The sequence below is a fragment of the Streptomyces otsuchiensis genome (assembly GCF_004305975.1).
GTDB lineage: Bacteria > Actinomycetota > Actinomycetes > Streptomycetales > Streptomycetaceae > Streptomyces > Streptomyces otsuchiensis.
In genome coordinates this window covers 1-1,829 of sequence record NZ_BHZI01000494.1, presented here as the reverse complement: position 1 = coordinate 1,829, position 1,829 = coordinate 1, and the positions used below count along the sequence as shown (strand labels likewise).

The 1,829-nt window shown below is 68.1% G+C and carries 2 protein-coding genes; both read right to left on the bottom strand.

Annotated elements, in window-relative coordinates; translation table 11 throughout:
- Window positions 1–676 precede the first annotated feature (676 nt).
- Window positions 677–883, bottom strand: a complete 207-nt coding sequence (gene bldC, locus E0D90_RS25385) for a developmental transcriptional regulator BldC (protein WP_019431930.1) — start codon at window positions 881–883, stop codon at window positions 677–679.
- Window positions 884–1,399: 516 nt separating this feature from the next.
- A partial coding sequence (locus E0D90_RS28195; RefSeq protein WP_498072973.1) for a DUF8083 family protein occupies window positions 1,400–1,829 on the bottom strand: 430 nt, incomplete at its 5' end.

The window sequence follows — 1,829 nt, the reverse complement described above, 5'->3', positions numbered from 1 at the left end:
CGTTCGACGACCCCGCATCGCCCCCCATCGCCCCAAGTCGCCCGCCACCGTGACGGCGGCCGAACGGGCCCGGCGCGAGCGAGCGGCAGCGGCTGTGCACTGGGTCACGCATGCCGCTCCACGCGTGTGCGCCGACCTGCCGGGGGCAGGTGTGGTGCTGCGGGCGACGAGGCCCGCACCCGGCTCGACGGCGCCCCACAGGGGGCGCACGCAATGTCCTTGCACGCGGGGCCCCTTGCCCCGCTCCGGCGCACACGCCCCACCTGGGGGCACGCCTACGGCGGACGGGTGACGGTTCGCACCGATCCGCGCCACGCGGGGGTGACGCCGAACCACGGCGGCCGGCAGGGATGGCAGAGTTGCGGCGACGGGGAACGCCGGGCCGCGCGCGGTCGTTCTCACTACCGGAACGGCTTTGACCGGGACAAGGGAAGTCGAGTGTGACGGGAGTCACTCAACTCGCCTCGTCGGCACCTTCGTTCGAGCGGAGGATGAAGCTCCGAATTTAATATGTGCAATTGCACCGCCCGTGGTGAGCCTCACAGCCACCCCCAGGAGCACCCCCGGGCAACAGAAAACCGCATCGGACCCGGCGGAGTCCGATGCGGTCTGGGGCACTGCCACGGCACGGAGAGGGGACTCCGGCACCAGGCGTTACTGCCTGTCTACTAGCTGCTCAGGCCTCGCCACGCTGCTGCGGGATGCCCGCGAGCAGCGCACGCACCTCCGCTTCGCGGTAGCGTCGGTGCCCACCGAGCGTGCGGATCGACGTGAGCTTGCCCGCCTTTGCCCAGCGTGTGACCGTTTTGGGGTCAACGCGGAACATGGTGGCAACCTCCGCCGGCGTCAGCAGCGGCTCGGCGTCAGGGGTGCGAGCGGTCATCAGCGGCCTCCTCGAGAGAACCGAACCGATACGGTTCATTCCTCTTAAATTCTGCACCTTGACCCGCGATGCCCGAAATTGGTGCACGCGGGTCGAGTCGGTTATAGGACGAACGGCTTGTCCTCGGCACTACAACTACACCATCCGCCCAGCCAGGTCGGCCAAACCGATGGAATTGCCCTCTCAGGTGTTCAACTTCGGCGGTTGCTGGATGGACCATGCCATAACGGACAGTCATCCCACCGTGACGAACAGTCACGCTATGACGATCCCTCACGAAACCCTCAAGAAGCGCAATACCGATCTGTCCCCACAACGCGGACAGAAGGAGCCCCACCGAGCTCCTTGTCCTATTTTGACATGAGGGGGCCACTTGAAGGCAAGAGATCCTGAGACATCCGTCCCCGTGCCATCCATCACGCTTGCGTGACTTGAGCCAGGATGGGACCGAATCCGCCGGGATCGGGACTTAGGTCCCTGGTGTCCCGCGCGGCACGCCGGTAGGAGCGTCGGGCGTCAGCTCGCGAACTGCCGCTCGCGCACGCTCGTCCACCGCTCCGTCAGTGCCTCGTACAGCTCCCCCGCTCGTTCCAGGTCGTCCGCGGCCAGTGCCGCGAGCGCCTCGGCCACCTCGGCGGCGGAGTGATCCACCGCCAGGGCTTCCGCCGAAATGGTATGCACAAGTCCCCCGTAGTCCAGTTCGACCATCGAACGGGGGTGAAATTCCTCCATCCAACGGCCCACCTCCGTGAGGGCCGGGACGAGCGGTCCGTCCGGGGCCGCGCGCCGCACGGTGCGCAGCGACCGCGCCAGCCGCTGCCGCGCCCGCACCATCGGCGTCCGGTAGCGAAGCCCGGGGACGGCAGCGTCCGCACCGGCTGGCCGCCGCGTCGTGTCTCGAACGTCCGCTGGAGCGTGCCGATGGTCCAGTCCGTCAGCCCCGTCC

Bases quoted from the DNA above. Each gene is read 5' to 3' on its own strand.
- bldC (WP_019431930.1), bottom strand. From the start codon at position 883: ATGACCGCTCGCACCCCTGACGCCGAGCCGCTGCTGACGCCGGCGGAG.